We start from the raw sequence: 26449 nt of genomic DNA, 5'->3' as shown, positions 1-26449 counted from the left end.
CAGAGGAGGGGCTTCGTGAGCTTCAACGCCATCAACACCGCCTCCGCCGGGCTGAAGGCGACTCAGGCGGCGATCGGCGTCGTCTCGCAGAACATCGCCAATGTCGGCACGGTCGGCTACACGAAGCGCAACCTCGACACGGTCTCGACGGGCGTCGGCAATTCCGGCGTCTCGGTCGGTACGATCGGCCGGGCCCTCGATGCGGCCTCCCTCAAGCAGTTGCGCATGGAGACCTCGGGCGCCGCCTACACGGGCTCCCTGTCGGCCGTGCGGACGCAGCTCGACCAGCTCTATGGCACGCCGGGGACGGCCACCGCCCTCGACGGCGTCGTGAACGACTTCGCTTTGTCGCTGCAATCGCTCGCCAGCGACCCCACCTCGGCGCCGGCGCGGTCCACGGTGGTGACGAAGGCCGCGAACCTCGCCTCCACCATCGGCGGCATCGCACAGGGCGTGCAGGACCTTCGCTCGGCCACCGAGAGCCAACTCGGCAGCGATACCGCCAAGGCGAGCGAGTATCTCGCCTCGATCGCCAAGCTAAACACGCAGATTACCGGCACCACCGACGAGGGCGCCCGCGCAAGCCTACTCGACCAGCGCGATCAGGCCGTCACCGGCCTATCCGCCTTTCTCGACGTGCAGACCGTCGACCAGCGCGACGGCACCGTCTCGGTCATCACGACGTCGGGAATGACCCTGGTCGACCGCGGCTCCGCCGCGATCCTCAGCTTCGACGGACGCGGCACCCTGTCTCCCGAGTCCGAATATACCGGCGACCCGAAGACCCGGGGTACCGGCACGATCACCGCCACCACGCCGGGCGGCTCGAAGATCGACCTCATTGCCACCAAGGCGATTCGCTCGGGTTCGCTCGCGGCCGGGGTCGAGCTGCGCGACTCGATCCTGCCGCAGGCCCAGCGCCAGCTCGACGAGTTGGCGGCCGGTCTGTCCCGATCCCTGTCGGATCGCAGCGCGACGGGAACCGCCGTGACGTCCGGCACGTCGACCGGCTTCGACATCGACCTGACCGGCGTCAGCGCCGGCAATGCCGTGACGGTGAGCGTCCGGGACGCCGCCGGCACGCAGCGCAACCTCGTTCTGATGCCCTACACCACAGACCCGGCACCGACGATCGACCCGGCGGACACCAACGATCCGACCGCGACGATCCTCCCGATCAAGCTGACGGGCACGGCGACCGGGCTGCGCGACGCCATTCAGACCGCACTCGGGGCGAGCTTCAACGTCAGCACCCAGCCCAGCGCCGGCACGGGCGGCCTGCGCATCCTCACCAACCCGGCGAGCGGGGCACCGACCCTCCTCGGCGTCGGCGCCAGCGTCACGCAGTCCCAGAACACGACGGATTTCCAGACCGGGCAGCCGCAGATTCCGCTCTTCGTCGACGGCGACGGGAAGGGCACCCTCTACACCGGTTCCTTCGACGGCGGCTCGCAGCTCACCGGCTTCGCGCAGCGCATCAGCGTGAATCAGGCGGTGGTCGGCAACACCGCCAACCTCGTGAATGTCTCGGCCAAGACCCTGGCCTCCGATGCGTCACGCCCGCAGTATCTCTATCAAGCTCTGACCGGCGCGAGCAGGACCTTCGCGGCGGCGAGCGGCATCGGCGGCGTCGATGCGCCCTACACCGCGAGCGTGCAGGAATTCGCCCAGCGCATCATCGACCTGCAGGGCGCCGGCGCGGCTTCCGCTCAAAATCTCGACGAAGGGCAGGGCATCGCGCTGGCCACCGCCCAGGCCCGCGTCGCCTCCGTCTCCGGCGTGAGCATCGACGAGGAGATGTCGAAGCTCGTGCAGCTCCAGACCGCCTACAGCGCCAATGCGCGGGTGCTCACGGCCGCCCGCGACCTCCTCGACACCCTGCTGCGGATCTAGGCCGAGATCGCCATGCCCGGATCCTCCCTGCGCCGAACCCGACCGAGGCCCCCCACGCTTCAGAGGCATCGATGAGCATCGCTCCCTTCAACGCCAGCACGTATCTGGGCGACCGCAACACGGCCAACCTCGTCGGGCTGAAAAGCCGCCTCGACACGCTGACGAACCAGCTCTCCAGCGGCAAGATCGCCGCCACCTATGGCGGCCTCGGCACCGGCCGGACCACCAGCCTCAGTGCGCATGCCGCTCTCAGCGCCCTCGACGGCTACGACGCGGCCATCACGAACGCCACCACCCGGGTCACCCTCGCCAATGCGAGCGTGACCCAGATCAACACCCTCGGCGCCGGGCTGCAGCGTTCGCTGACCGCCAGCAACAACTCGACCGTCGCCAACACGCCGCAGATCGCCCGCAACAGCCTCGACGCGGCGGTGGACGCCCTCAACGTCGATCTCGCGGGCCAGTACATCTTTGGCGGCCGCGCCACCGATTCGCCGCCGGTCGTCGCCACGGACACGATGCTCAACGGCGACGTCTCGAAGGGCCTGGACGGTCTCAAGACCCTGATCGCGGAGCAGAAGAAAGCCGATCTCGGGACCGGCACGGGACGTCTCAGCGCGAACGTGACCGGGACGACGGGCCAGACCGTCACGATCAGCGAGGATGGCACCGGTGCCGCCGGAACGGAGACACGCGCCAATTTCGGCTTCCGGCTGCTCTCGGCGACGAGTTCGAACGCGTCGGCGATCGCCGCGAGCGCGACCACGCCCGCGACCGCGCCGGCCGTGACCTTCACCCTGGCGAAGCCGCCGGCCGAGGGAGATCGGCTTCGGATCGCGGTCAACCAGCCGGACGGAACGCAGAGTTTCGTCGACCTGACCGCGAAGGCGTCCGCCACCCCGGGTGCCACGGACACCATGCCGGTCTTCGCCACGGCGGCCGAGGCGCAGACCTACCTCAACGACCGCTTCCAGACCGCGAAGGTCGCCAGCATTCAGGGCCCCGTCGGCTTCGGGGTTCAGGCCGATTTCGGGACCGGAACGCCGGCCTCCCTGACGCTGGGCGTCACTGGAACGCCCGTCGCGGGCGATACCGTGACGGTGAGCGTCGCCCTGCGCGACGGCACGACCCAGACGTTGACCCTGACGGCCGCCGCCACCGCAGACCCTGCATCCGCCACCACGTTCTCCTTGGCGGGCGATCAGGCCGCCATCGCCAGGAGCCTCACCAATGCCGTCACCAACGCCCTGAAGGGCGCGGCCTCCACGAGTCTGGCGGCGAGCTCGGCCTCGCGGGCCTCGCAGGATTTCTTCGCCGGATCGCAATCCGCCGGGCTCGCACCCCGCCGCGTCAGCGCCGACGGCAACGGCTACGCCGAGCAGGCGAGCACCAAGACCGTGATCTGGTACACCGGAGACGATACCTCGGCCGATCCGCGCGGCACGGCCACGGCGCAGATCAGCGGGAACCGGGTCCTGAACATCGGCGTGCAGGCGAACGAAGCGCCGATCCGCACCGTGCTCGCCGGGCTCGCCATGATCGCGGCCGATGCGGGTACCACCGCCGTGAGCGGAACGCCGGAGGCCCAGCGCTTCAGCGCCCTGTCCGATCACGCCCGCACCCTGCTCGTTTCGAACAACACCACGGGGGGCGTTCCGGGCATCGCCAGCGACCTCGCCCTGGCCGCCAGCACGCTCGCCGATACCAAAACGGACAACCGAACCAGCCGCGCCACGCTGCAGGGATCCCTCGACGGCGTCGAGAACATCTCGGCCGAGCAGGTGACCGCGCAGTTGCTACAGCTCCAGACCCAGCTCCAGGCGAGCTATCAGGTGACCTCGATGCTCTCGAAGCTCAACCTGGTGAGCTATCTCGGCTGACGCACGTGACGCGCGAGCGTTGGTCCGGCGGCCGGGATGGCTTAACCAGGGGCCGGTTCGAACGCGGGAGCCCGGACATGAGTCACAGGATGCGCGCTGCACGGGCCGTCATGGTGCTGACGGTCTGCGGCGGCATGAGCGGGGCCGGTGCGACGGAGCGGCCTCGGCCGCAGGTGCAGGGGGAGACCCTTCTGCCCTGCCCCAAACAGGGGGCCGGCTTCGTTCGCGTTCCGGGCTCTCCCACCTGCATCCGCCTCAGCGGTCGCGCCGTGGGCGGGATCGATATCGGCAGCCACGGCGCCGCACCGGTCACTGCGGGACAGCTCTCCATCGACACGCGCAGCGAGTCCGAGTTCGGGCCCGTGCGCGCCTTCGTGCGCATGGGTCACGGGCGACCCTGACGGCGCGCGGATCGCCTTGCCGCCGCGCGGCGACGTCGTTCAGAGGCTGCGCGACAGCACGAGGGGCTGGCTCCGCGCGGCTCCGCTGCGGCTGTAGGGGGAGGGCGCCTGCGACGGGCGGCCATAGATCGTTGGCGTACGGGTACGACCGATCTCGTCCGCCAGGGTCTTCACGAGGCCCTCCGATACGGTCCGGGCCGTGGCCAGCACGGCCTGATTGGTCTCCAGCGCCTGGGTGAAGCGGGCATGGGCGGCCTTGAGGGTGGCGATCCCCTCCGGCGCGAAGCGGGCAAGCGCGATGGCGTTGGCCTTCGTCGCCTCGAGACCCTGAAAATAGGCGGCGGCCAGGGCCGTCTTCCGCTCGGTCTCGGCGAGGCCTTCCCGCAGGCGGCCGACCCGGATGTGGTCGCTCTCCCGCGCCAGGACGGTTTCCAGTGCTTCGAGGCTCGCGATCACGCCCGCCACCAGGGCCGTCGCCCCGGCCCGGTCGGACACGCGGGGCGGCGGGGCGTCAGCTGACCTTTGCACCGGTGCCCTCCTGCATCTTCATCATCTCACGGAACACCTGGTCGGCGATCCCGACGCCGCCGCTCTTGACGATCTGGCCGGCATATTCCTTGGTCAACATCGAACGATAGACGCCGCCGCCGGTGCCGTTCTCACCGAGCGGGCCGTCCGTGCCGTCGGATTGCGACAGGCGGTCGAGGGACTGCTCCAGGAACATCGATTCGAAGTCGGTCGAGGCCTTCTTCGCCTTCGCCTCGGCGGCCGACTTGGCCGCGGAGCCGGCGCTGGAACCGACCGCGCTCTGCACGGCCTTGGCGATGTCGCCGACGATGGCCTTGCCGACCCCGAGGGCGGCACTGGCGGCGAGGGGCGCGAACAGCATGGGATCAGCACTCCGTCTGAGGATGGGGGAGGGTGGCGGCGATCATCACATCACCTCGATGTCGGCCTGGAGCGCACCGGCGGCCTTGATCGCCTGCAGGATCGAGATCAGGTCGCGCGGGCCGATGCCGAGGGCGTTGAGACCGTCGACGAGTTCGCGCAGGGTCACGCCCTCTTTGACCAGGGCGAGCTTGTTGCCGTCGCCGGTATCGACCTTGACGCCCGTGCGCGGCACGACCGTCGTGGTGCCGTTGGAGAACGGGGCCGGCTGACTCACCTGCGGCTGCTCGGTGATCGTCACGGTGAGGTTGCCCTGGGCGATCGCCACCGTGGAGACCCGAACGTCGCGGCCCATCACGATGATGCCGGAGCGCTCGTCGACGATGACCCGGGCGGTCTGGTCGGGCTCGACCTTGAGCTGTTCGACCTCGGTCACGAGCCGGATCATGTTGCCGCTGTAGCGGGCCGGAATCTGCAGGGTCACCGTGGCCGGGTCGGTCGGCTCGGCGGTGTCCGCGCCCATGAAGTCGTTGATCGCGGCCGCGATGCGCTTCGAGGTGGTGAAATCCGGGTTGCGCAGGGACAGCCGCAACGAGCGCATGTCGTTCATCTTGAACGCCATCTCGCGCTCGATCATCGCGCCGTTGGGCACGCGACCATTGGTGGGAACGCCGCGGGTGATCTTGGCCGCATCGCCCTCGGCCGAGAAGCCCGCGATGGCGACGGAGCCCTGCGCGAGAGCGTAGACCTCGCCATCGGCGCCGAGCAACGGGGTCACCAGCAAGGTGCCGCCCTGGAGGGACTTGGCGTCGCCGAGGGACGAGACGGTGATGTCGATGCGGTTGCCCTGCGTGGCGAAGGGCGGCAGGCTCGCCGTCACCATCACGGCCGCCAGGTTCTGCGTGCGCATGGTGGCGCCGCGGGTGTTCACCCCAAGGCGTTCCAGCATCGCCTGCAGGGACTGCTTCGTGAACGGAATGTTGTTCAGCGTATCCCCGGTGCCGTTGAGCCCGACGACGATGCCGTAACCAACGAGCTGGTTCTGGCGCACGCCCTCGACGCTGGCGAGGTCCTTGACACGTGACAGGGCGGAGGCGGGCGCCGCCTGGCCGACCATCATCCCCAACCCTGCCAGAATGCAGAGGGCGAGGCGCCGGATTCGCGTGGGGCCGTTCGGAGCGTCGGTCATGGAGCACTTTGCGACGGGAAGGTCCCCCGGCATTCTGCCAGGACCATGCCAATCGGGCCGTTGCGCCAATGCATTGTTTTTGAACGATATTTTTTCTATGATGCCGGCGCCCGCCGGCGGCTTGGCACGGTCGCTTCGTGCCGGGTCGGCAGGTTCTGCCGGGTCGTTTACGACCGGTTAACCAGGGTGGCCGAATTCTGCCGGGGCCGGGCGGATCTCCGCCCCGATCGGTCCCACCCCATGCGCGTCGACACCCGCTTCGTCACTGCCACCACCAGCCCGAATGCGGGCCCACGACGCAGCGAAGGCACGCCGGCCTTCGCCGTCGCGAGTCCCGGCCCCCAGGCCAGCGGCCCGGGCGCGACGGCGGCGGCGTCGCTGGCCGGACTCGACGCGATCCTCACGCTCCAGAGCAATGCCGACACGCCGGAGGAGCGCCGACGTCGATCGGCCCGGCGCGGCAACGACCTGCTCGACGGGCTCGACCGGCTGAAGGCCTCGCTCATCATGGGCCGCGTCTCGACACGCGACCTGCAAGCCATCGCCGGCCGGCTGGCCGAGCGCGGAGGCAACAGCGGCGACCCGCGCCTCGACGGTCTGATCGCCGAGATCGAGCTGCGGGCCGCCGTCGAGCTCGCCAAGCTGTCCACCGCCCGCGCCAACTGAGGTGCCGGGACGGACCCGAGCGTGGGCCGCGTTCAGTCCTTCTTCGCCTTGGCGCGCGGCCTGTCGTCCGCCTCGCCGCCGGACTCGCTACCCTCGGTGTTGATCCGCTCGGCGATCTGGCTGAGCAGGGCGTCGGTCTTCTTCTCTTCCTCGAGCGTCTGGTCGAGGAGCTTGGCGGCGTCCGCGTAGCCGAGCTGGCGCGCCCAGGTCTTCAGCGTGCCGTAGCGGGCGATCTCGTAGTGCTCGACGGCTTGGGCGCAGGCGGCGAGCACGGCATCGGCGGCCGGACTATCCCGGAACTCCTCGAGGTCCTCCTCCATCTCGGAGGTGATCCCCTGCATCGCCTCGCAGGTCTTGGCGCGGGCCGGCTTGCCGATGATCTCGAACACCTGCTGCAGGCGCTCGACCTGTTCGGCACTCTCTTCCGCATGGGTCTCGAACGCGCTGCGCAGCTCCTCGTGCTCGGCCGCCTTGGCGGACTTCTTCAGGGCTCGCACGGATTGCTTCTCGGCGTAGTAGACGTCCTTGAGCGTCTCATAGAACGCGTCGTGAAGGGTCTTGGCCTTGGCTGCCATGGGGCGGTCTCCTGATTGAGGACGGTGAGGAAAGGGCGCGCTCGCGCGGAGAGTCAGGAACGGGGACCCGTACGCCATTGCCAGCATCGCCTCGGGTGAACCGCACCGCTCGATGGCTGTTCCCTTAGCTTCGTCGAACGATCGGAGCGGCCCGCAGAAATCGATCAATTCACGGCAAAACTAAGCGGATTATCTCTTCGACCAAATAAATATTTTCATATCAAAGATTTTCAGGTAGATATTCCGGGTTTTTTACTTGATCTGTATCGTTCTGCCGGACCTGATGGGCCCCACGGGATTCTGCGCGCCGGAGCGCCTCGGCGCTCGGGGACACCCCGATGCAATCGTTCGGACACCTGCAATTTAACGCAAGATGGAAAGTGGGTGACAAAGCACGGCCAGTGTTGCAGTGCACAGCGTCCCGCGGCGTCTTTGCAGCCGTTGCGTGTTTGCCGCAGCGCGCAAAACATCCGAGAGGATTGCGGTGTGCAGTGATCACGGTGCGTTGTCGTGGCCTGCCCCCTGCATTATAGCCACGCAAAATGATCGCCGCGGACCGGCTGCAAGAGGCGCGAATGGCGAAGGTCACGATTGAGGACGGGTACGTACCGAGCGAGAGCGAGCCGTTCATGAACGATCGGCAGCGGGAGTATTTCCGCCGCAAACTGCTCGGATGGAAGTCTGATATTCTGCGCGAGGCTCAGGATACGCTGGTCGCGTTACAGACCGAGAATGAAAATCATCCCGACCTCGCGGATCGAGCCTCTTCCGAGACGGATCGGGCGATCGAGTTGCGGGCCCGCGACCGGCAGCGCAAGCTGACCGGCAAGATCGACGCCGCCCTGGCGCGGTTGGAGGACGGGTCCTACGGCTACTGCGAGGAGACCGGCGAGCCGATCTCGCTGAAGCGTCTGGATGCCCGCCCGATCGCGACCCTGTCGCTCGAGGCGCAGGAGCGCCACGAGCGCCGCGAGCGCGTCTACCGCGACGACTGAGCGGAGCCACACCGCGGCACGGGCCTCGCACGTCGAGCGCCCGCTCCGAGGCTCAGAACGGCAGCAGCACGTCGACGAGTTGCTGACCGTAGCGCGGCTGCTGCACGTCGGTGATCTGGCCGCGTCCGCCATAGGCGATCCGCGCCTGGGCGATCTTGCTCGAATCGATGGTGTTGTCGGATTCGATGTCCTCGGGACGGACCACGCCGGCCACGATGAGTTCGCGCACCTCGAAGTTGATGCGGATCTCCTGCTTGCCCTCCACCACGAGGTTTCCGTTGGGCAGGACCTGCGTGACGATCGCCGCGACGCTGGTGGTCACGGTCTCGTTGCGCTGAACCGATCCGGCACCGTCGCTCGAGGTGGTCGAGGTGGCGTTGAGGAGCTTGTCGGGCGTGATCCCGGCCGCCGCCACACCCTTGCTGCTCTCCAGACCGAAGGCGTTGGGCACGCCGAAGCCCTCGGCGTTCGAGCGCGAGCGTTTGGTTTCGTTGTTGAGGTTCGCCTTGTCCGTGACATTGACCTTCACGGTGACGAGGTCGCCGATCCGCGCGGCCCGCTGATCCTTGAAGAAGGCACGGGAACCGGTCCGCCACAGCGAGTTCGGGGCGTAGGAGACCGGCTGGATCTCCGGCATCGGCAGGCGCACCGGCTTGTAGCCGGCCTGCGCGGTCGGGTCCTCGATGGCCGACAGGGCCGGCGTCGCACCGATCTGCGACAGGCGGTCGGCGGTGTTGCACGCACCGAGACCGGTGCAGAGCAGCGCGACGGCAAGGAGGGGGAAAGCGCGGTGGGTCATCGGGACCGGACCTTTGGCAAACCGGAAGGGAACGCGGACGAAGCGGATCAGCGCTGCAGTGCGGAGCCGTCGAAGGCGGCGCTGGCCTGGCGCACCAGGGGCGCGGGGCCGACGGAGACGCGCCCTGGTCCGGTCACGGTGGCGGAGAGGATCTTCTTCGAAACCGGATTGGTGACGGTGATCACGGCACCGAGGCGGCCGCTCTCGTTGGCCTGACCCCGGAGGGAGAGATTGAGGCCCGGGGAATCGAACACGATGGTCACGGCCTCGCCTCTGGCCACGAGGTCGGGCGGCGCGAGGTCGCCGGAGCGCAGGATCGCGCCGGCGCTGAGGCCGCGCTGGGCCACCTGCCCGGCGAGGTCGCCCAGCGACCCCTGGGCGTCCGACGGCGTCGTCTCGCGGGGGCGGCGCTCCAGGGAGAGGTCGGCGGCGTTGATCGTCTCGCCGCGGTTGAGGCTGCGGCCGAGGATCGCGACCTCCCGGATCTCCATGACCTGGCCCGAGACCCGGAGGGAGGCCTGTCGTTCGCCCAGGGTGATCAGACCGGCGATCCGGCGCGAGCGTGGATCGTAGCTGAGGTCGAGGGCGACCGCCTGGCCGTTGAGCTCCAGGGGCGCCAGTAGGGTCGGGGCCTCACCGTCGAGGCGGATGGCGAGGTTGCGCGGATCGACGCCGAAGCCCGATTCCAGGGCGCGCTTAAGGGCGGCCTCGATCTCGGGCTGGGTCACCCGGCGCGCGGCGCGCTGGACCGAGACCTGGACTCGGCCGCCGGTCTCGACGGGGCCGAGCCCGAGGCCGGCGACCGCGTCGGCGATGCGCCGCGCCTGGATCGTGCCGGTGGCGCCGAGGGCCGGCGCCCGGAACAGGGGACGCTGCGCCGCCTCGGGCGCCGCCCCCTCGACGAGGTCGCCGAGGGTCAGGACGTCGCCGCGGGCGGTGACGTCGCCGCGCAGGCTCAGCGTCGCGGCGCCGGACCGGGCCTCCTGCGCCAGCACCTGGACGGTGAGGTAGGAGAAGGCCAGCACGGCCAGCAGGGTCCGGCCGACGACGGAGACGCTCAGGGTCGAGACCCGGGGCCGGCGGCGAGGCGTGATCTGTCTGAGGGCATGCATGGTCAGGACCCCGGTCAGCTGCGGAACATCTGGGAGGTGGTCGAGAGCATCTGGTCGGCGGCGGTCACCACCTTCGAGTTCATCTCGTAGGCGCGCTGCGCCGCGATCAGCGACGAGATCTCGGTGACCGCGTTGACGTTCGCCTCCTCGAGGTAGCTCTGCTGGAGGTTGCCGAATCCTTCCGAACCCGGCAGGCCGTTGATCGCCGGGCCGGAGCCGGCGGTCTCGATGAACAGGTTGTCGCCGATCGATTCGAGGCCGACCTTGTTGACGAAGCGGGCGAGCTGGAACTGGCCGAGCGCCTGGGGCGCCGTCTGTCCCGGCACGGTGGCCTGGACGGCGCCCTGGGCGCTGATGGTCACCGAGGTGGCGTTGTTCGGCACGGTCACGCCGGGATCGACGAGGTAGCCGTCCCGGGTGACGAGCTGCCCCTGGGCTGAGAGGTCGAAGGATCCGTCGCGGGTATAGGCGGTGCGGCCGTCCGGCAGGGTCACCCGGAACAGGCCCTCCCCGCGGATGGCGACGTCGTATTCCTTCTCGGTGCTCGTCAGCGTTCCCTGCGACATCACCCGCGCGGTCGAGGTCGTCTTCACGCCCGAGCCGATGGCGAGGCCGGCGGGCAGCTGGGTGTTCTGGTCGGATGTCGAGGAGCCGGCCCGGCGCAGGTTCTGGTAGAGCAGGTCCTGAAAATGCGGCTGCTGGCGCTTGTAGCCCGTGGTGCGCAGGTTCGCGATGTTGTTCGAGATGACCTGAACGTTGAGTTCCTGGGCCGCCATGCCGGTGGCGGCGGCGTAGAGGGCACGCATCTGCGGAGATCCTTACGCGACGTCGGCGAGACGGCGGATCGCCGTGCCGCGCAGGTCGTCGAGGCGCGAGATCACGCCCGAGACCATGGTGTAGGTGCGGTTCACGTCCATGAGCCGGGTCATCTCGAGCACCGGCTTCACATTCGAGCGCTCAAGGGCACCGGCCTCCACCCGGCCGGCGAGACCCGCCGCCTGGGGTTGCGCGGCGGAGGCGTAGAGATTCGCGCCCTCGTTGGTGAGAGCCTGCGGATTGGCGAAGGTGACGAGGCGGACGCGGCCGCGGATACCGAGATTGGTCGAGACCGTGCCGTCGGGGCCGATGGCGATCCCGGTCTCCTGCTGGCCGATCTGGATCGGACCCGCCTCGCCCTGGACCGGATAGCCGTCGCTGGTCACCAGGGTGCCCTGCGCGTCGGTCTCGAAGGCGCCGTTGCGGGTGTAGCGGTCGCCGTTCGGCGTGCGAACCACCAGGAACGCCTCCCCGCGCACCGCCACATGGAGCGGGTTGCCGGTCTGCTCGATCGGTCCCTGGGCGAGGTCGAGCGCAGTGCCCTGGTCGATCACGTAGGAGACGCGCCGGTCCGGCTTCTGGAACGAGTCCGCGCTCGCCACCGGCATCAGGTATTCCTGAAAGCGGCTGTTGCGTCCCTTGAAGCCGTTGGTGGAGATGTTGGCCATGTTGTTGGCGATCACGTCCAGCTCGCGCTGGAGCGCGACCTGGCTCGAAACCCCCACGAACAATGCGTTCTGCATGACACTCTCAGCCCCGACGAGCGACGACGGTTCCATCTCCGCACGGGCCGTGCCATTCCATGCCGAAACTAATTTCTCCTTTATTCCCGATATTTAGGTCTGATCCCGCCGTGCAGCAGCGGCTGCCGGTCCCCGCCGCGCGGCAACTCCGACCCGGCAGCTTTTGCCGCCTTAACGACACGTTAACCCTGTTCGCCCGATACCTTCCGGAGTGCCGACGTCCTGGGATGTCGACGCCGTCGAGCGGCCGTCGCTCACCCCACCGCGCAGTCCCGAGGTCCACCGATGGCCAAGAAGCCGAAGAAGGCCGCCGCCGAGGGTGAGGAGGGCGCCGAGGGCGAAGCCCCGAAGGCCGGCAAGAAGAAGCTCGTCATCATCGGCGCCGTGATTCTGGCGCTCGCCGGCGGCGGCGGTTTCTTCTTCATGAAGAAGAAGGCCGGCGACGGACACGGGGAGGCGGTCGCCGAGGTCAAGAAGCCGGTCGTGTTCCTCGATGTGCGCGAGATGATGGTCAATCTCGCCAGCGAGCCGGGCCAGGACCGGACCCGCTTCGCCAAGATCAAGGTCGCGATCGAACTCAAGGACGCCAAGGTGGAAGGCGAGGTGAAGCCCCTGATGCCGCGCATCGAGGACGCTTTCCAGGTCTACCTGCGCGATCTGCGCGCGAGCGATCTCGCCGGGTCGGCCGGCATCTACCGCCTGCGCGAGGAATTGCTGCGCCGGGTCAACATTGCCATCCAACCGGCCCGGGCCGAGGCGGTCCTGTTCAAGGACGTGGTCATCCAGTAGGCGGTCGCGGCCTCATGCCGGGATGTTTTGAAGTTTCGCGAGCGACGAGAGTCTGATGGCCGGACCGGACGACGAGATCGACGAGGACGACTGGGCCGCCGCACTCATCGCCCAGAACGGCGAGGGCGGTGAAGCCTCGCTCGCCGACGAGTGGGGCGCGGCGCTGGCCGAGCAGGGCACCACGACCCATGCCAGCGACGTCGCCGCCGAGTGGGCGACGATGATCGAGGACGGGGAGACCGACAATCTCCCCGAACTCGCCGGCAACGACCGCATCCTGAATCAGGACGAGATCGACGGCGTCCTCGGCTTCTCCCTGCGCGAGCTCTCGGCCTCCGGCGCGGGCGGCGTCCGCGCCATCGTCGATTCCGGCGTCGTCCAGTACGAACGCCTTCCGATGCTGGAAATCGTCTTCGACCGGATGATCCGGTTGTTGTCGACGAGCCTGCGCAACTTCTTCCAGGACAACGTCGAGGTGACCCTCGACAACATCACCTCGGTGCGCTTCGGCGACTACCTCAACGCGATCCCGCTGCCGACCCTGCTCGGCGTCTTCCGCGCCGATGCCTGGGAGAATTCCGGGCTCGTCACCGTGGAGTCGAACCTCGCCTACTCGACCCTCGACCTGCTCCTCGGCGGCAAGCGCGGCGGCTCGTCGACCCGCCTCGACGGACGCCCCTTCACCACCATCGAGATGCAGCTGGTGCGGCGCCTCGTGGAGATCATCCTCACGGACCTTGAGCTCTCGTTCCAGCCGCTCTCGCCGGTGCGCTTCGCCATCGACCGGATCGAGACCAACCCGCGCTTCGCCACCATCACCCGACCCGCCAACGCCGCGATCCTGATCAGCCTCAAGCTCGACATGGACGGGCGCGGCGGCCTGCTGCAGATCCTGTTTCCCTACGCCACCATCGAGCCGATCCGTGAACTGCTCATGCAGAGCTTCATGGGCGAGAAGCTCGGCCGCGACCACGTCTGGGAAAGCCACCTCGCCACCGAGATCTGGCAGGCCGACGCGACCATGGAAGCGGTGCTGCACGAGATGATGCTGCCGCTCAAGAAGGTGCTGTCGCTCAAGGTCGGGGACACCCTGATGTTCGACACCAAGCCCTCGGACCTCATCGCGGTCCGCTGCGGCGACTGGGCCCTGACGCAAGGGCGGATCGGCCGGATCGACGACAACATCGCGGTGCAGCTCACCCGGCCCCTGCGCCGGTCGCGCACCACGCTCCAGGCCTTCGAGGCCTCCATGAACAACCGCAACGACGGGTGACGCGACCAGCCATGAGCCTCCTCGTCACCCTCCTCGCCGACGGCCTCGTCGCCGTCCTCCTGGTCGCCAGCATCGTCTCCTCGCTGCGCCTGAGCGGACGCATCACCAAGCTCAAGGCCGACGAGGCGGCCCTGCGCCAGACCATCGGCGACCTCGTCATGGCGAGCTCGACCGCAGAGCGGGCCATCGTCGGACTGCGCGCGACCCTCGACGAGTGTGACCGGACCCTGGCCGACCGCCTCGGTACGGCCGAGCGCTACGCCACGGATCTCGCCGCCCACGTGGCGGCCGGCGAGACGGTGATCGCCCGCATCGCCTCCATCGTCGCTCAGGCCGCCCCGGCCCGCGAGGTCGCGCGGACCGCGAGCCCGGCGCCGGTTCAGGAACCGCGCGATCTCGAGCGCGTGGTTCCGCCCGTCCGCGTCGCGCCGCCCAGCCCCAACGGCGAGCGCCTCGGGGTCGCGGCCGCGGCCGCCCTCGCCATGTCCGAGCGCGCCCTCGGCCGGCTGCGGAGCAAAGCGGCGTGACGAAGCCGGCGCCCGCCAAGCGATCCAACAGCCTCGTCCGGTTCCGTCAGACGCGGCCGCTGAAGCTGCGCCTGATCGATGCCGTGACCCTCGCGGCCGCCGGGCTTCTGGTGCTGAAGGTCGCGGCAATCGCGGTCGAGGAGTCCAAGCCGGATCTCACCGCGCCGCTGCCCGAATTCGCACGCGTCCTCGCCAAGGCCCGTACGAACTACGAGCCCGCCGATCCCTCCACCACCGGCTCGGTGACCCCGAAGGAGCCGGAGAAACCGCCACAAGAGCCCGAGAAGCCGGCTCCCCGTCCGCCGCCGCCCCCGGAGCCGATGCCGGCCTCCGAGCGCGCGATCCTGGAGCGACTGGCCGCGCGGCGGGATACCCTGAAGCAGCGCAGCGATGCCCTGGACCTGCGCGAGCAGCTTCTCGGCACTGCGGAGCGCAAGCTGGAGGAGGGCGTCGACACCCTCAAGCAGGGGGAGGAAAAGGCCGACGGCAGCGGCTCGCAGCGCGCGGAAGCCGAGCGAGCGGCCCTGAAGAACATCGTCACGATGTACGAGACGATGAAGCCGAAGGACGCCGCGCGGGTGTTCGACCGGCTGAGCCTCGACGTGCTGGTGCCCATCGTCCTGGCGATGAACCCCCGCAAGATGGCCGAGGTGCTGGCCCTCATGCAGTCGGAACCCGCCGAGAAGCTCACCGTGGCCCTGGCCAACCGGGCCCGTGGGCAAGGCGGCGGCCCGGCCGCGACGGTCGCGGCCGGGCTCGGTCCCAATGAATTGCCGGCGATCGACGCACCGATGCAGGCCCCGCCGCGGCGCTGAGCTCCGCAGGCGCTCGTCCACCGGGTTGTGCGAGCGTCCATTGCGCGTTCGGCCGCACCCGACTAGGGGCAGGCATCCCGGGCGGGTCAGGTCCCCGCCAGGCGGGTTCTGGGAGCCAAGCACGTGCCGTCCACCAGCCTGATTCGTTTCCTCGCCGTCATGGGCCTCGCACTTCTCGCGACGGCCCCCGCCCGCGCGCAGGACGCCGAAGTGCCGGAGGCCGCCGAGGCGCCGACCAAGCCGAAGCCGCGCAAGCCTCCGCCGCCGAAGCCGACGCCCGCCAAGCCCCCGGCGCCCACCCCGACGGCTGCCGCGACACCGGCGCCCGTCGCCAGCTGGCCCGCGGGCGCGACCTCCCTGAGCGAGGTCTATGGCGACTGGACCATGACCTGCGCACGGGAGGCCAAGCCCGACGCAAAGGCGGAATGTGCGATCATGCAGGCCCAGGGCGCCAAGGGCCGGCGGGAATTCGCCCTCGAGATCCGGCCGCCGAGCGACGGTCGGGCTCAAGGCTTCATCCTGATGCCGCTCGGCCTCGCGATCGAGCCCGGCATCTCGTTCAAGCTCGACGAGGCCGTACTCGGCAAGGGCGCGCCCTATCTGTCCTGCAGCCAGGAGGGATGTCTCGTCCCGATCAGCCTGCCCACCCTGGCGACCGACACGATGAAGACCGCCAAGAACCTGCTGGTGTCCGGGATCAAGCCGGAGGCCAAGGACCCGGTCACCATCACGATTCCGCTCGAAGGTTTCGCCAATGCGCTGGCCCGCGCCGTCGCCCTGACGAACTGAAGCGGGCCGTGTCAGGGCCGAACCCGAGGAGCGTACCCGTGAAGAGATCGGTCCTGCTGACCCGAAGCCTGAGCGCCCTGCTGCTGGGCGGATTGCTGGCGCACTCCGCGCGTGCCCAGGAGGAGCAGCCTCCGGAGAAGCCGCCCGGCCCCCCGCCGTCGGCGGCCGAGGCCAGGGCCGAGCGCCAGAAGAACAGCGCGGCCAAGCTCGCCGGCCTGCTCGCCTTCGTGGAGACGTCCTGCCCGGATCTCAAGCCGAACACCGAGCGCTTGAACGCCGTCGTCTCCGGCCTCGGTGTCGCGCCGGACGATCTCGCGCAAGGCGACCTGAAGCTCCGCAGCCAGGCCTATACGGAGATCTACGGCAAGGACGTTCCAGCCAACTGTGCCCGCGCCGCCGAGAATTTCGGAGAGGCCGGCCGGACGATCCCTGGTCTGATCGCGAAACGTTAGCGGTCGGGACAAAGCCGCACTGCGTCTTAAGCGCCCGTTAGCCTCGACGGGCGAGACTGCCCGGACAGTGCGGCGTAAGGCGAACCGGTTCGGATGCGAGCGGGTCCGTCCCATGGGTTTGGCGTATCCTGTGATGGCTCTCGGTGCCGGAATTCCGACACGACGGCGTCGGCTTCGGGCTGGCCTCGCCGCGATGTCGATCGTCGCCGTGACCCTGTGTGGGGGCTCGGGCGCGATCGCCGCGCGCCTGACGGCGATCAAGGGCGCGCAGATCGAGCGCTACGGTCGCCTCGTCCTGACCTTCGACGGCCCGGTTTCGGTCAAGGCGCGGGTTTCCGGGTCCGTCCTCGTCCTCGGCTTCTCGGAGAAGGCGAACGCCGGCCCAGAGCGGATCGCTGCGGAGATGCCGGACTACGTCTCCGCCGTCCGCCGCGATCCCGACGGCCTCGGTCTGCGCCTTGCCCTGCAGCGTCCCTACCGCGTCAACGTCCAGGAAGCCGGTGAGACGGTGTTCGTCGACCTCCTGCCTCAGGATTGGAACGGGTTGCCCCCGGCTATGCCGCCCGAGGTGGTGGCCGAGCTGTTTCGGCGTACCCAGGCGGCGGAAGCGGCGCTGCGCGCTGCAAAGCCGCCCGCCGAGCCGAAGACCCTGCGGCTGGAACTCGCACACCTTCCGACCCTTACACGCCTCAGCCTGCGGGCGCCGGCATCCGCCGCACCGCAATTCGGTGCCGTCGGCCCCGCCACCCGCCTCGCCATTCCCGGCGCTTGGCGGATCGACGATGTCGCCACCCGCGGGCGCCTGAAGCCGGCGATCGAAGCCCTGGCGGTGGAGGGCGACGAGACCGGCGCCCGCCTCCTCGTCACCCCTGCCGCCGGCTACGAGATCCGGACCTTCCACGACGAGGACGGGGCGACCCTCGACGTCGTCCGCAAACCGGGAGAGAAGCCGAAGTCCGCCTCGGCACCGGACGCGAAGGCCGGGGAGGGGGCGATGCCGGCCGGCGAGGCCAAGGTCTTCGAGAGCAAGCTCGACGAGGTCAAGACAGCGGAAGCCAAGACAGCGGAAGCCAGGCCCGAGAAGTCTGCGGCGCGAATGCCGGGCCGGAGCTCGGAACCCGCTGAGAACCGTCCGACGGCCTCCGCTGCGGTGTCGGTCCCGCGCCCGAGCGGTCCGGGCCTCGTCTTTCCGTTCAAGACCCTGACTCCGGCCGCCCTGTTCGAGCGGGCCGGCATCGCGAACCTCGTTTTCGAGACCGCGGAAGACGTCGTGGCTGCGCCCGGCGATCCGATTCTGGCGCCCCTCGGCGCGCCTCAGCGGACCGGGCGCGTCGTGACCTTGCGCTTCCCCGTCCCGCGCGACCGCCTGTTCGACCTCGTGCCCGTCGGCCCGGCGGAGGCGCCGACCGGGTGGGAACTGGTCGCCGGCGAGAACCTGGCCGCCAGCGAGACCCTCGCGGCGATCCGCGTCACCGATCCGGCGGGTCGGATCGGCATCGGCGTACGCCTTCCGAACCCCGGCGCCGCAACCTGGCTCAAGCTGGACGGGGAGCGCATCGCCGTCGTCACCGGTCGCGGCCCGAAGCCGGCCGGCATCCCGAAACGACAGGCCTTCGTCGATTTCGAACTGCTGCCGAGCCGCCAGGGCGTCGCGGTCCTGGCGCAGGCCGACGACCTCCTCGTACGGCCGGATCTCGACGGGGTCGCGATCGGTCGCGAAGGGGGCATGGCGGTCTCCGGCGTGGCGCGCCCGGCCGAGGTCCCCCTCACGACGCTCGGCGATCTCGCCGTCGACCGGGGGCCCTGGGAAGCTTCGCAGCGGGGCGACGTTCGCGAGTTGATGCGGGACCAGCTGCAGGCGGCCGCCGAGGCGCCGCGTGCCTCGCGCGGCCTCCTCAGGCTGGTCCTGGCCCGGACCATGCTCGCCAATCGGCTGTCTCTGGAAGCACTCGGCGTCCTGAAGAGTACCTATGCCGACGATCCGGTCCTGGCCGGCCAGCGCGACATTCCGATGCTGACCGTGATCGGCAACGCCCTGATGGGACGCACCGGCGACGTGCGTGCGGGTCTTGCGGTCGACATCCTCAAGAACGATCCCGAGGCACGCCTGTGGCAGGGCTACGCCGAGGCCCTCGAAAGCCGCTGGAGCACGGCCGACAGCGCGTTCCGCGCCACGGCGAGCGTACTCGAGCGCTACCCGAACGATCTCCAGGCTCTCCTGCGCACCGCGGCGGCCGAGGCGGCGATCGAGACCGGCGACTGGGATTCGGCCAGCCGCCAGATCATCGCGGCCGCCCGAGTCGCCGACCGGCCGACCCAGGAACACCTCTCGCTGCTGCGGGCGCGGATCGACGAGGTCACGGGTCAGACCGTGGCCGCCCTCGATGCCTATGAGCGCCTCGGCGAAAGCAGCGAGGCGGACGTCGCCGCCGCGGCGCGCCTGCGCGCCACCCTGCTCGGTCACGCCGCCGGCAAGATCCCGACGGCGGACGCCATCGAGCGCCTCGAGCGGCTGGCCCTGGCCTGGCACGGCGGCGACATCGAGCCACGGACGATCGCCGGCCTCGCCAAGCTCTACATGGAGGCGGGGCGCTGGCGTCAGGCGCTCCTCACCGCACGCCGCGCCGATGCCCTCGGGACGGATACGCCGCTCGTGCGCGAGGTGCACGACATGGCGCAAGCGCTCTTCGACGACCTTTATCTCGGCGAGCGCAGCCTCAAGGTGCCGGGGGTCGAAGCCTTGGCGATGTACTTCGACTTCAAGGACTTCGCCCCCCTGGGCCGGCGCGGCGACGAGATCGTCCGGCGCCTGTCCGACCGGCTCGTCGAACTCGATCTCCTCGATTCGGCCGGCGAACTGCTCCAGCATCAGGTCGATCATCGCCTGACCGGCGCGAGCCGCGCAGGCGTCGCGGCGCGGCTCGCCGCGATCCGCCTCATGGACGAGAAGCCGCTCCAGGCCCTCCAGACGCTCGATGTCACCTATCTGCCTGAACTGCCGGAGGACCTTCGCCGCGCACGGGCGCTGCTGCGGGCACGCGCCCTGTCCGACCTGTCGCGCACCGACCTCGCCCTGGAGACCATCGAGGGCGAGACCGGGGCCGATGCCGATCGCCTTCGCGCCGACATCCTGTGGACCGGGCGGCGCTGGCGCGAGGCAGGGGAAGCTCACGAGGCGCTGGTCGGCGATGCCTGGCGCCGGCGCGCACCCCTCGACGACGCCGCCCGAACGGACGTGCTGCGTGCGGCGATCGCTTACGGGCTCGCCAGCGAGACCCTGAACCTGGAGCGCCTGCGTGCGAAGTTCGCGGGTCCGATGGCCGAGAGCGTCGATGCCCGAACCTTCGCGCTCCTCAGCCAAGCCAACGCCGCCCGCACCGCCGGCTTCCGCGAGATCGCGCAGAAGGCCACCAGCGCCCAGACCCTCCAGGCGTTCCTCTCGGAGTACCGCAAGCGCTATCCCGAGAGCGCCGTTCCGGCTCCCGACAAGCGCGAAGCGGATGCGCGTGCCGACGCGCAGGCCCCGGCGACACCGCCCGGCTGAACCGCGCCGACGCCGTTCGAAGGCGCCGGCCGAGCGTTTCGGGTCCGGGTGCGCGATGCGGCGTAAAAGCTTGATGCGATTCGGCGAATTCTGTTCGTGCGAGCGCAACAAACGCGCCTGCGCCACGTTCTGCCTTCAATCGCTATCACCCGTGCGGCGCACGTTCCAGCCGGCACAGCAGAGGCCTCCCCATGCTCACGGAACCGCTCGACACCAAGCCCGGCAAGACCCACCTCGACATCTTCGACAGTCAGCAGCGGACCGCGATGGCCACACGCCTCGGCGTGTCGGAAGACCGCCTGAAGCGCGCGGTCCGCCTCGTCGGCAACCGCATCTCGACCCTCAAGAGCTACCTCGGGCGCTGATCGCTCCTCACGTCCAGCGGAACGCGGTGAAGGGCGCTTTCGGGCGCCCTTTCTTCTGCGCGCTCGCCCTCCGTGCTGCCGCTCAGGTGCCGTAGCTCTGCACGAGAGAGCCCGCCACCAGGGTCCAGCCGTCCACGAGAACGAAGAAGATCAGCTTGAACGGCAGGGCGACGGTAGCGGGCGGCACCATCATCATGCCGACGGCCATCAGAATCGAGGCGACCACGAGATCGATGATCAGGAAGGGAATGAACAGCAGGAAGCCGATTTCGAAGGCGCGCCGCAGCTCGGAAATCATGAAGGCCGGTGTCACCACCTCCAGGCCGACGGCTTCGGGTCCGGCCGGCACCGGGGCCTTAGCCATGTCGAGGAAGAGCTTGAGATCCTTCTCGCGCACGTTCTTCAGCATGAAGGTCTTGAACGGTGCCGAGGCCCGCCCGAAGGCGACGCTCTGGGTGATTTGCCCGGCGATCAGCGGCTCGATGCCGTTGCGGTAGGCCTCCCGTCCCACCGGCGCCATGACGAAGGCGGTGAGGAACAGCGCGAGGCTCGTGACCACGGCATTCGGCGGCGCGCTCTGGGTGCCCAGAGCCGAGCGCAGGATCGACAGTACCACGACGATCCGGGTGAAAGAGGTGGCCATCACCAGCACCGACGGCGCCAGGGCCAGGACGGTGAGAAGCGCGACGAGTTGCAGTGCCCGCTCGGTCACTCCACCCGTGCCGAGATCGACCGAAAGGCTCTGAGCCCGTACCGCCGCCGTCATGCAGGCCAGCGCAAAACCGACGAGAATGGGCAGGCGCAGCCGTCTTTGCAGCGAGGGGCGGGGTTCGGACATACCGGCTCCGGACGATGCAGCCCGACGCGGCCGCGGCCCCTCATATCATCCGCGGCCCAGCGCGCATCCCCGAACGAACCCGAGAATGGGCTTCGTTCGGTCGCAACACCCGGGTGGGTCCCGGCCCGCCGATGCCGACCTACTGCTTACGATCGAGGGGACGGCCGAGGAGGCGGGCGAACTCCGCCTCGATTTCCTCCACGGAGAAGGGATTGGGAGTGGCCGGAGCCTTGGCGGGTGCCGGCGGGGAAGGCGGCTGGGTCGGCGCCGCGGCGGGCCGCTGCTCGATGAAGGCTGGCGGCGCCTCGATAATGGCTGGCGGCGCCTCTATGGTTGCCGGCGGTACCTCGGGCGGCGCGATCGCCTCGGCTTTCGCCGCATCCGCCATTGAAGCACGAAAAATGGGCGGCGGCTGAGCCGGGGCGGATGCCTGAAGAACCGGCGGCTCTGCCGACGCGACGTCGAGATCCCGGATCTCGGGGTGTTCGGCGAACAGCGCATCGTCCGTGGCTGGCTCGGGTTCGACTGCCCGCTCTTCGAAGGCCGGCGCCTGCGCCGTGGCGGCCATCGCGGCCGCCATCGGATCGATGCCGGGTGGCCCCGCGAGCGTTTCGCGGGTCGGCTCGGGTTGCGGCTGAGACTCGACCCGTCCGGGGGACTGAGGTGCCGCGGGAGGCCGGTCCGGCTCGCCCGGCGCGGACTGATCCGTAGCGGCCGGGCGGACAGCCGCGGACGGACGGCGCAGGGCCTCCTCGAGCTGGCGCGCCATGTCGGACAGGATCGCGGCATCGATCGCGCGGGCCGCCGGTGCCGGAACGACGGGCGGCGGCGCGGCGGAACTCTGCGCGTCGCGGGCGGGCGCGGGCTCAGCCTCGGATCCCCGCTCCGCCAGGCCGACTCGCTCCGCGATCGCGGCCGGAACGAGGTTCGCCAAGGTGGGTGGGGTCCGGCGGATGACGCGCGCGAGCTGGGAATCGCGCGGCCGGGGTGGAACCGCCGGATCCGAAACGGTGAGGCTTGGGCCGGGCTCGGGGACCGCCCCGCGTCCGCGCGCGACCTCGGGCGGCTGCGACGCGACCTCGATGCCGGGCGCAACCGTTACCGGCATCTCGAAGGACGGCTCGCGGTAGGGCGGGACGGGGGGGGGCACCGGTGCCAGACTCGGTAGCGGCGCCTGCTGGGTCACCGGCGGCTCCGGCATCGGGTTCAGTACCGGCTCGGGCGCCTCGTCGAAGGGGGTTTCCTCCGCCGCCAGGCGGGCGCTCATGCCGCGCAGGATGTTGCGCTCGATCACGACGTCATTGGGGCCGCCGACAAGCAGCAGGTGCTCGACGTTGTCGCGGCGCAGGAGGATCAGCTGACGCTGGCGGTCGAGCTCGTAGATGTCGACGATGCCGAGCCGTGGCTGACGGCCCCGGGGGGTGTTTTTGCCGGAGAGAGGTGAACCCTTCCCGCCGAAGCGCCGGATCAGGAAGACACCGGCCGCGAGGACGAGAAAGATGACGACGAAGATGATGGCGAACTGGAGGGGAAAAGAGCCATCCGAGCTGAAGAACGATGACAAGACCGGGGTCTCTCGCTTTTGGGGCTCGTGGCCCGACGCAACACTCAAGCACCCACTATCATGTCCGGCGCCAGCGCGGGCAACTCCGTTAAGACTTCGTTAACAGCTCCTTTGTCCGAACGGGGTTCGGCAATGGCCGGCGAGATTTAGGGGTCGTGTGGTGCCCCGCCGCTCGAGATCGAGACGGCGGGGCGTGCCGTGTTTCCACGACGGAGCCGATACGCAACGCGGCCTGGAGCGACAGTGCGGCGGCCGCGGTTAGCGGCAGATCAAGGCCTCGGGCCTGAGCCGTCTCGAAACGGGACCCGCCGGCGTTCCCAACGCGTTGGAGCAATGCCGTAGCCGTTCCGGGTCGAGGTGGAACCAGTGGAAGACCAGCATCAGGCACACCTGCGCGACGCGGTCGCGCTGGCCCGGGACAACGTTCTCCGGGGCGGGCGTCCCTACGGCGCGGTGATCGTGCGCGACGGTGTAGTGCTGTCGCGGGCCGTCAACACCACGGCTGTCACCAACGACCCGACCGACCATGCCGAGATGGTGGCGATCCGGGAGGTGAGCCGACATCTCGGCCGCACCAAGCTCGACGACTGCATCGTCTACGCCAGCGGGCGTCCCTGCCCGATGTGCCACGCGGCCATGCGCCTCGCCGGGATCACGCGGGCCTACTTCGCCTACAGCGCCGAGGAGGGCGAACGCTACGGCCTCCTCGGCGCCGGGATCTACGCCGAACTCTGCCAGCCCCCGAGCGAGCAGCCGATGCGCGTGGAGCATCGACCCGTCGCTATCGACGATCATCCTTACGTGCTCTGGCAAAGCCGGCAGGGCTCATCCGAGAAAGGCTGAGGCGATGACCGTTCCGCGCTGGATCCCGTTCCTCGCAGGCGCCCTGTTCATCGCGGCGGCCGTCACCATGGGGCTCCTCTGGAGCCGAGGCGCCCTGCGCCATCCGAGCGAGGATGCGCGGACCGCCGGCATGCCCGCCTGCGCCCCCCTCAATCCGAGCGGGCCGGCTCCGCCGGAATGCCCGCAGGCGAAACAGCCGACCCAGCGGACTCCCTGAGACTCCCCTCTTGGCAGACGCGTCCGATGATTTAACCGGGCGTTAACCATGGGGGCGGCAGATTTTGCCGGTCCCACCGGGCAGATTCTTCCGGGTGAGGCGAGGGTCCAGCCCATGTCCGTCACCGACCTGCCCATCCTCGGCATGCTGCGCACCCGCATGCAGTGGCACCAGACCCGCCAGAAGCTGCTGGCCGAGAACGTCGCCAACGCCGACTTGCCCGGCTTCAAGCCGCGGGACCTCGCGAGTCCGGACCTCGGGCGTTCCGGCCCCGTTCTGGCGCAGCCCTCGGCGGCCACCACGAGCAGCAGCCTGGCGGTCACCAATGCGTCTCACATCGCGCCGGGCGGAGGCCCGGACGGCCCCGGCGCCGATCCGCGCCGCGTGAAGGGCTTCGAGATCCGCCCCAGCGGCAACGGGGTCAACCTCGAGGAGGAGATGATGAAGGCCGGCGACAACCAGGCGGACTACCAGATGGCCGCCTCGCTCTATCAGAAGAGCCTCGAGACCATCAAAATCGCCATCGGCAAGCGCTGAGCGGCCATCCATCGTCTCACGGAGCGCGCCATGGACTTCCTGAAATCCCTCACCACCGCCGCCTCGGGTCTCAAGGCCCAGTCGAGCCGGATGCGGATCATCGCCGAGAACATCGCCAACGCGGATTCGGCGCCCACCTCGGTCGGCGGCCAACCCTACCGGCGTAAGATCCCGACCTTCACCCTGCAGGTGGACCGGGAGACGGGCGCGTCGCTGATCGAGACGGGCCGGGTGCGCCGCGATACCTCGCCGTTCCGGACCAAATACGACCCGGGCAATCCGAGCGCCAACGCCAAGGGCGAGGTGGCCATGCCCAACGTCAACGGCCTGATCGAGAACATGGACATGCGCGAGGCCCAGCGCTCCTACGAGGCCAACCTCAACATGGTCACGGCGACCCGCCGCATGGTCGCCAAGACCCTCGAGATCCTCAAGGCCTGACCCCGCTTCCGACCCGCCTGAAAGTCCGCCGCCATGACCACCAACGCCTTCGCCGCCGGCGCCTACGCGGCGATTCAGAACATCGGCGCAAAGGGTGCGCCGAAGATCGCGCCGGCCACCGGTGCCTCCGGCTCGAACTTCACCTCGCTTCTGACATCGACCCTGGACAACGTCGGCGAGGCAGGGCGCAAGGCCGACAGTCAGGCGCTTGCGGTGGCCGGCGGCAAGGCGAACGTGGTCGACGTGGTGACGGCCGTGGCCGAGAGCGAGACGGCGCTCCAGACCCTCGTCGCCGTCCGCGACCGGGTGATCTCCGCCTACGAAGAAATCATGCGGATGCAGATCTAGCCCATCGTCGCCTCGCTTCGGCGGGGCACCCGGCTCTGCTCTTCGAACACTTCCGCCCTGACGCGAGATGATATCCCCTCATGACCGGTCTCGCCATCATCGACGTCGCCCGCGACGGCATCTTCGTCTTCCTCAAGGTGGCGGGCCCGATCATGCTGGTCGCCCTCGTGGTCGGCCTCGTGGTCTCTCTGTTCCAGGCCCTGACGCAGATCCAGGAGCAGACGCTCATCTACGTTCCCAAGATCGTGGCCGTGTTCGCGACCTTGCTGCTCATGCTGCCCTTCATGGGCGATGCGCTGGGCAGCTACATGACCCGGATCGCGGCGCGCATCGTGTCCGGCGGCTGAAGCCTGCTATGAAGGGGCATGAATCTCCTCCTGCCGGGCATCGCGGCGGCCTTCCTCCTCACCTTCGCGCGGATCGGCACCCTGGTGATGCTGATGCCGGGGGTTGGCGAGCAGTTGGTCTCGCCGCGGCTGCGGCTCGCCTTCGCGCTGCTCCTCTCGCTGATCCTGTTCCCCACTGTGCGGCCGCTCCTGCCGATGCAGGGCGGCGCCATCGCGGGACCCGGCCTGATCGCGCTGCTCATCGGCGAGTTGCTGGTCGGCCTGGTGCTCGGCCTCACCGTGCGGATGGTGCTCGCCGCCCTTCAGACCGCCGGCATGATCGTCTCGCAGCAGCTCGGTCTGTCCTACGCGATGACGGTGGACCCGACGCAGGGCGGACAGCAGACGGCGATCGGCAATTTCCTGGCGCTTCTCGGCGTCACCCTCATCGTGGCCACCGACCTCCATCACGTCGCCCTCGGGGCGATCGGGCGCAGCTACGTCCTGATCCCGCCGGACGGCGTGCCGGGCATGGGCGAAGCGGCGAGCCTCGCACTGAAGGCCATCGCCCGCGGGTTCTCCCTCGGGGTCCAGATCTCGGCCCCGTTCATCGCCTTCGGCATCCTCTTCAACGTCGGGCTCGGCGTCCTGGCGCGGCTCATGCCGCAGATGCAGGTGTTCTTCGTGGCCGTCCCGGCCTCGGTTCTGATCGGCATGGTGCTGCTGCTGGGCAGCCTCGGCGTCATGATGGGCGTCTTTCTCGACGATATCGGGCGCTACCTGGCGGATCTCGCCGGGCGTTGAGCCGCACCGCGGAGGCCTGA

Annotated in this window: 30 protein-coding genes; 20 read left to right on the top strand and 10 right to left on the bottom strand. The window is 69.3% G+C overall.

Features of this window, described 5'->3' with window-relative positions; genetic code table 11:
* Positions 1 to 15: 15 nt before the first annotated feature.
* The 3 genes from flgK (at position 16) to ACLBWX_RS16495 (ending at position 4174) form a co-directional block, all read left to right on the top strand.
* Complete coding sequence (gene flgK, locus ACLBWX_RS16505) at positions 16 to 1893, top strand: flagellar hook-associated protein FlgK (protein ID WP_447678097.1); 1878 nt, start codon at positions 16 to 18, stop codon at positions 1891 to 1893.
* Between the two features lie 71 nt (positions 1894 to 1964).
* On the top strand, positions 1965 to 3773 hold the full coding sequence (locus tag ACLBWX_RS16500; protein ID WP_447678096.1) for a hypothetical protein: 1809 nt from the start codon (positions 1965 to 1967) through the stop codon (positions 3771 to 3773).
* Between the two features lie 77 nt (positions 3774 to 3850).
* Positions 3851 to 4174 (top strand): porin, encoded by a 324-nt coding sequence (locus ACLBWX_RS16495; protein ID WP_447678095.1) that lies wholly within the window; start codon positions 3851 to 3853, stop codon positions 4172 to 4174.
* Between the two features lie 39 nt (positions 4175 to 4213).
* On the opposite strand, the gene ACLBWX_RS16490 is transcribed toward ACLBWX_RS16495, so the two are convergent.
* Genes ACLBWX_RS16490 through ACLBWX_RS16480 form a run of 3 tightly spaced genes read right to left on the bottom strand, consistent with a single transcriptional unit; the run spans position 4214 to position 6182 of the window.
* On the bottom strand, positions 4214 to 4702 hold the full coding sequence (locus tag ACLBWX_RS16490; RefSeq protein ID WP_447678094.1) for a hypothetical protein: 489 nt from the start codon (positions 4700 to 4702) through the stop codon (positions 4214 to 4216).
* The gene (locus ACLBWX_RS16485; protein ID WP_447678093.1) at positions 4686 to 5063 is read right to left on the bottom strand and encodes a rod-binding protein; all 378 of its coding nucleotides are present in this window, start codon (positions 5061 to 5063) and stop codon (positions 4686 to 4688) included. The genes ACLBWX_RS16490 and ACLBWX_RS16485 overlap by 17 nt, the downstream gene beginning before the upstream one ends.
* A gap of 45 nt (positions 5064 to 5108) precedes the next feature.
* Positions 5109 to 6182, bottom strand: a complete 1074-nt coding sequence (locus ACLBWX_RS16480; protein ID WP_447678117.1) for a flagellar basal body P-ring protein FlgI — start codon at positions 6180 to 6182, stop codon at positions 5109 to 5111.
* 309 nt (positions 6183 to 6491) lie between these two features.
* Here ACLBWX_RS16480 and ACLBWX_RS16475 point away from each other — a divergent pair, with 309 nt between their 5' ends.
* Positions 6492 to 6917 (top strand): flagellar assembly protein FliX, encoded by a 426-nt coding sequence (locus ACLBWX_RS16475; RefSeq protein ID WP_447678092.1) that lies wholly within the window; start codon positions 6492 to 6494, stop codon positions 6915 to 6917.
* 32 nt (positions 6918 to 6949) lie between these two features.
* Here the strand turns inward: ACLBWX_RS16475 and ACLBWX_RS16470 are convergent, their stop codons facing one another.
* Positions 6950 to 7492, bottom strand: a complete 543-nt coding sequence (locus ACLBWX_RS16470; RefSeq protein ID WP_447678091.1) for a YciE/YciF ferroxidase family protein — start codon at positions 7490 to 7492, stop codon at positions 6950 to 6952.
* 575 nt (positions 7493 to 8067) lie between these two features.
* Between ACLBWX_RS16470 and dksA the strand changes: the two genes are divergently transcribed.
* Positions 8068 to 8487: an RNA polymerase-binding protein DksA gene (gene dksA / locus ACLBWX_RS16465; RefSeq protein ID WP_055951344.1), complete on the top strand. Its 420-nt coding sequence runs from the start codon at positions 8068 to 8070 to the stop codon at positions 8485 to 8487.
* 52 nt (positions 8488 to 8539) lie between these two features.
* Here the strand turns inward: dksA and flgH are convergent, their stop codons facing one another.
* The 4 genes from flgH to flgF are packed head-to-tail and all read right to left on the bottom strand — an operon-like array spanning position 8540 to position 11957.
* Positions 8540 to 9286 (bottom strand): flagellar basal body L-ring protein FlgH, encoded by a 747-nt coding sequence (gene flgH / locus ACLBWX_RS16460; protein WP_447678090.1) that lies wholly within the window; start codon positions 9284 to 9286, stop codon positions 8540 to 8542.
* A 47-nt stretch (positions 9287 to 9333) separates the two neighbouring features.
* On the bottom strand, positions 9334 to 10398 hold the full coding sequence (gene flgA, locus ACLBWX_RS16455; protein ID WP_447678089.1) for a flagellar basal body P-ring formation chaperone FlgA: 1065 nt from the start codon (positions 10396 to 10398) through the stop codon (positions 9334 to 9336).
* 14 nt (positions 10399 to 10412) lie between these two features.
* On the bottom strand, positions 10413 to 11204 hold the full coding sequence (flgG, locus tag ACLBWX_RS16450) for a flagellar basal-body rod protein FlgG (RefSeq protein WP_055951334.1): 792 nt from the start codon (positions 11202 to 11204) through the stop codon (positions 10413 to 10415).
* A 12-nt stretch (positions 11205 to 11216) separates the two neighbouring features.
* Positions 11217 to 11957 (bottom strand): flagellar basal-body rod protein FlgF, encoded by a 741-nt coding sequence (flgF, locus tag ACLBWX_RS16445; protein ID WP_447678088.1) that lies wholly within the window; start codon positions 11955 to 11957, stop codon positions 11217 to 11219.
* Positions 11958 to 12242: 285 nt separating this feature from the next.
* Here flgF and fliL point away from each other — a divergent pair, with 285 nt between their 5' ends.
* From fliL to ACLBWX_RS16405, 8 genes are all read left to right on the top strand, one after another.
* A complete protein-coding gene (fliL, locus tag ACLBWX_RS16440) occupies positions 12243 to 12746 on the top strand; it encodes a flagellar basal body-associated protein FliL (RefSeq protein ID WP_447678087.1) in 504 nt (167 codons plus the stop codon).
* 55 nt (positions 12747 to 12801) lie between these two features.
* Positions 12802 to 14019 (top strand): flagellar motor switch protein FliM, encoded by a 1218-nt coding sequence (gene fliM / locus ACLBWX_RS16435; protein ID WP_056470274.1) that lies wholly within the window; start codon positions 12802 to 12804, stop codon positions 14017 to 14019.
* An 11-nt stretch (positions 14020 to 14030) separates the two neighbouring features.
* Complete coding sequence (locus ACLBWX_RS16430) at positions 14031 to 14546, top strand: DUF6468 domain-containing protein (RefSeq protein WP_447678086.1); 516 nt, start codon at positions 14031 to 14033, stop codon at positions 14544 to 14546.
* The gene (locus ACLBWX_RS16425; protein ID WP_447678085.1) at positions 14543 to 15361 is read left to right on the top strand and encodes a MotE family protein; all 819 of its coding nucleotides are present in this window, start codon (positions 14543 to 14545) and stop codon (positions 15359 to 15361) included. Before ACLBWX_RS16430 ends, ACLBWX_RS16425 begins: the two co-directional genes overlap by 4 nt.
* A 123-nt stretch (positions 15362 to 15484) precedes the next feature.
* The gene (locus ACLBWX_RS16420; protein WP_447678084.1) at positions 15485 to 16150 is read left to right on the top strand and encodes an invasion associated locus B family protein; all 666 of its coding nucleotides are present in this window, start codon (positions 15485 to 15487) and stop codon (positions 16148 to 16150) included.
* 38 nt (positions 16151 to 16188) lie between these two features.
* Positions 16189 to 16602 (top strand): hypothetical protein, encoded by a 414-nt coding sequence (locus ACLBWX_RS16415; protein WP_447678083.1) that lies wholly within the window; start codon positions 16189 to 16191, stop codon positions 16600 to 16602.
* Positions 16603 to 16795: 193 nt separating this feature from the next.
* Positions 16796 to 20146 (top strand): hypothetical protein, encoded by a 3351-nt coding sequence (locus ACLBWX_RS16410; protein ID WP_447678082.1) that lies wholly within the window; start codon positions 16796 to 16798, stop codon positions 20144 to 20146.
* Between the two features lie 191 nt (positions 20147 to 20337).
* The gene (locus ACLBWX_RS16405; protein ID WP_447678081.1) at positions 20338 to 20511 is read left to right on the top strand and encodes a DUF3606 domain-containing protein; all 174 of its coding nucleotides are present in this window, start codon (positions 20338 to 20340) and stop codon (positions 20509 to 20511) included.
* Positions 20512 to 20593: 82 nt separating this feature from the next.
* Here ACLBWX_RS16405 and fliP read toward each other — a convergent pair whose 3' ends face one another.
* Positions 20594 to 21349, bottom strand: coding sequence for a flagellar type III secretion system pore protein FliP (gene fliP, locus ACLBWX_RS16400; RefSeq protein WP_447678080.1), 756 nt, complete (start codon positions 21347 to 21349; stop codon positions 20594 to 20596).
* 139 nt (positions 21350 to 21488) lie between these two features.
* Entirely contained in the window at positions 21489 to 22913 is a 1425-nt protein-coding gene (locus ACLBWX_RS16395) for a hypothetical protein (protein ID WP_447678079.1), read from the bottom strand.
* Positions 22914 to 23279: 366 nt separating this feature from the next.
* Between ACLBWX_RS16395 and ACLBWX_RS16390 the strand changes: the two genes are divergently transcribed.
* From ACLBWX_RS16390 to fliR, 7 genes are all read left to right on the top strand, one after another.
* Positions 23280 to 23756, top strand: a complete 477-nt coding sequence (locus ACLBWX_RS16390) for a nucleoside deaminase (RefSeq protein ID WP_447678078.1) — start codon at positions 23280 to 23282, stop codon at positions 23754 to 23756.
* A gap of 4 nt (positions 23757 to 23760) precedes the next feature.
* The gene (locus tag ACLBWX_RS16385; RefSeq protein ID WP_447678077.1) at positions 23761 to 23973 is read left to right on the top strand and encodes a molecular chaperone-like protein; all 213 of its coding nucleotides are present in this window, start codon (positions 23761 to 23763) and stop codon (positions 23971 to 23973) included.
* A 114-nt stretch (positions 23974 to 24087) separates the two neighbouring features.
* On the top strand, positions 24088 to 24510 hold the full coding sequence (gene flgB, locus ACLBWX_RS16380) for a flagellar basal body rod protein FlgB (RefSeq protein ID WP_447678076.1): 423 nt from the start codon (positions 24088 to 24090) through the stop codon (positions 24508 to 24510).
* 30 nt (positions 24511 to 24540) lie between these two features.
* Positions 24541 to 24951, top strand: a complete 411-nt coding sequence (gene flgC, locus ACLBWX_RS16375; protein ID WP_447678075.1) for a flagellar basal body rod protein FlgC — start codon at positions 24541 to 24543, stop codon at positions 24949 to 24951.
* A 33-nt stretch (positions 24952 to 24984) separates the two neighbouring features.
* The gene (gene fliE / locus ACLBWX_RS16370) at positions 24985 to 25299 is read left to right on the top strand and encodes a flagellar hook-basal body complex protein FliE (RefSeq protein ID WP_056470237.1); all 315 of its coding nucleotides are present in this window, start codon (positions 24985 to 24987) and stop codon (positions 25297 to 25299) included.
* A gap of 80 nt (positions 25300 to 25379) precedes the next feature.
* A complete protein-coding gene (gene fliQ / locus ACLBWX_RS16365) occupies positions 25380 to 25646 on the top strand; it encodes a flagellar biosynthesis protein FliQ (RefSeq protein ID WP_056470232.1) in 267 nt (88 codons plus the stop codon).
* An 18-nt stretch (positions 25647 to 25664) separates the two neighbouring features.
* Positions 25665 to 26429 (top strand): flagellar biosynthetic protein FliR, encoded by a 765-nt coding sequence (gene fliR / locus ACLBWX_RS16360; protein ID WP_056470228.1) that lies wholly within the window; start codon positions 25665 to 25667, stop codon positions 26427 to 26429.
* Positions 26430 to 26449 lie beyond the last annotated feature (20 nt).

It is taken from the genome of Methylobacterium sp. M6A4_1b, assembly GCF_053345175.1.
Note: the sequence above shows the minus strand (reverse complement) of the source record. Positions and strands in the feature narration are given on the sequence as shown.

Excerpts from the sequence above, each read along its gene's own strand:
- ACLBWX_RS16500 (WP_447678096.1), top strand. The coding sequence starts at position 1,965 with ATGAGCATCGCTCCCTTCAACGCCAGCACGTATCTGGGCGACCGCAAC.
- ACLBWX_RS16495 (WP_447678095.1), top strand. The coding sequence starts at position 3,851 with ATGAGTCACAGGATGCGCGCTGCACGGGCCGTCATGGTGCTGACGGTC.
- ACLBWX_RS16485 (WP_447678093.1), bottom strand. The coding sequence starts at position 5,063 with ATGCTGTTCGCGCCCCTCGCCGCCAGTGCCGCCCTCGGGGTCGGCAAG.
- ACLBWX_RS16480 (WP_447678117.1), bottom strand. The coding sequence starts at position 6,182 with ATGATGGTCGGCCAGGCGGCGCCCGCCTCCGCCCTGTCACGTGTCAAG.
- ACLBWX_RS16475 (WP_447678092.1), top strand. The coding sequence starts at position 6,492 with ATGCGCGTCGACACCCGCTTCGTCACTGCCACCACCAGCCCGAATGCG.
- ACLBWX_RS16470 (WP_447678091.1), bottom strand. The coding sequence starts at position 7,492 with ATGGCAGCCAAGGCCAAGACCCTTCACGACGCGTTCTATGAGACGCTC.
- dksA (WP_055951344.1), top strand. The coding sequence starts at position 8,068 with ATGGCGAAGGTCACGATTGAGGACGGGTACGTACCGAGCGAGAGCGAG.
- flgH (WP_447678090.1), bottom strand. The coding sequence starts at position 9,286 with ATGACCCACCGCGCTTTCCCCCTCCTTGCCGTCGCGCTGCTCTGCACC.
- flgA (WP_447678089.1), bottom strand. The coding sequence starts at position 10,398 with ATGCATGCCCTCAGACAGATCACGCCTCGCCGCCGGCCCCGGGTCTCG.
- flgG (WP_055951334.1), bottom strand. The coding sequence starts at position 11,204 with ATGCGTGCCCTCTACGCCGCCGCCACCGGCATGGCGGCCCAGGAACTC.
- flgF (WP_447678088.1), bottom strand. The coding sequence starts at position 11,957 with ATGCAGAACGCATTGTTCGTGGGGGTTTCGAGCCAGGTCGCGCTCCAG.
- fliL (WP_447678087.1), top strand. The coding sequence starts at position 12,243 with ATGGCCAAGAAGCCGAAGAAGGCCGCCGCCGAGGGTGAGGAGGGCGCC.
- fliM (WP_056470274.1), top strand. The coding sequence starts at position 12,802 with ATGGCCGGACCGGACGACGAGATCGACGAGGACGACTGGGCCGCCGCA.
- ACLBWX_RS16430 (WP_447678086.1), top strand. The coding sequence starts at position 14,031 with ATGAGCCTCCTCGTCACCCTCCTCGCCGACGGCCTCGTCGCCGTCCTC.
- ACLBWX_RS16410 (WP_447678082.1), top strand. The coding sequence starts at position 16,796 with ATGTCGATCGTCGCCGTGACCCTGTGTGGGGGCTCGGGCGCGATCGCC.
- ACLBWX_RS16405 (WP_447678081.1), top strand. The coding sequence starts at position 20,338 with ATGCTCACGGAACCGCTCGACACCAAGCCCGGCAAGACCCACCTCGAC.
- fliP (WP_447678080.1), bottom strand. The coding sequence starts at position 21,349 with ATGTCCGAACCCCGCCCCTCGCTGCAAAGACGGCTGCGCCTGCCCATT.
- ACLBWX_RS16385 (WP_447678077.1), top strand. The coding sequence starts at position 23,761 with ATGACCGTTCCGCGCTGGATCCCGTTCCTCGCAGGCGCCCTGTTCATC.
- flgB (WP_447678076.1), top strand. The coding sequence starts at position 24,088 with ATGTCCGTCACCGACCTGCCCATCCTCGGCATGCTGCGCACCCGCATG.
- flgC (WP_447678075.1), top strand. The coding sequence starts at position 24,541 with ATGGACTTCCTGAAATCCCTCACCACCGCCGCCTCGGGTCTCAAGGCC.
- fliE (WP_056470237.1), top strand. The coding sequence starts at position 24,985 with ATGACCACCAACGCCTTCGCCGCCGGCGCCTACGCGGCGATTCAGAAC.
- fliQ (WP_056470232.1), top strand. The coding sequence starts at position 25,380 with ATGACCGGTCTCGCCATCATCGACGTCGCCCGCGACGGCATCTTCGTC.
- fliR (WP_056470228.1), top strand. The coding sequence starts at position 25,665 with ATGAATCTCCTCCTGCCGGGCATCGCGGCGGCCTTCCTCCTCACCTTC.